This is a genomic window from Isoptericola sp. GX10416, assembly GCF_056590155.1.
The window spans coordinates 1-746 of sequence record NZ_JBWPVO010000041.1 but is presented as its reverse complement, the minus strand read 5'-3'; the positions used below and the strand labels follow the sequence as shown (position 1 = coordinate 746).

1 protein-coding gene is annotated in these 746 nt (G+C 66.2%); it reads left to right on the top strand.

What is annotated here, in order from left to right:
- The coding region (locus tag ACWAT2_RS19355; RefSeq protein WP_480049267.1) for a carbohydrate ABC transporter permease at positions 1-680 on the top strand (680 nt) is incomplete at its 5' end.
- Positions 681-746: the final 66 nt, after the last annotated feature.

Sequence of the window (746 nt, the reverse complement as noted above, 5' to 3'; positions counted from 1 at the left end):
AGCACTACGCCACGGCCCTGTCGGGCATCGGTGGGGTGTCGTTCTGGACGTTCTTCGCCAACAGTCTGCTGCTGGCCGCGCTGGCGGTGGTGGGCACGGTCCTGTCGTCCACGATCGCGGCGTACGCGTTCGCGCGGATCGACTTCCCGGGCCGGGGCATCATGTTCGCCACGATGATCGCGACGCTGCTGCTGCCGTTCCACGTCACGATCATCCCGCAATACATCATGTTCAACGAGCTCGGCCTGGTGAACACCTACGTGCCGCTCCTGGCGGGCAAGTTCCTCGCGGGCGAGGCGTTCTTCGTGTTCCTGATGATCCAGTTCATCCGCGGGATCCCTCGCTCGCTGGACGAGGCCGCCCGGATCGACGGGTGCGGGCACGGGCGCACCTTCGCCCGGATCATCTTGCCGTTGATGCGGCCCGCGATCGTGACCACCTCGATCTTCACGTTCATCTGGACGTGGAACGACTTCCTGGGCCCGCTGCTCTACCTGAAGAAGCCCAGCCTCTACACCCTGCCCATGGCGCTGCGTCAGTACGTCGACCAGACCTCGGTGTCGGACTACGGCGCCCAGATGGCCATGGCCGTCCTGGCCCTGCTGCCCGTGATGCTGTTCTTCATCGTGTTCCAGCGCTACATCATCGACGGCGTCGCCACCCAGGGCATCAAGGGCTGACATGACCCGCGATGCACGCAACGAGGCGCCCCGGCCCCGCCGGGGCGCCTCGGGCAACCTCCTGCG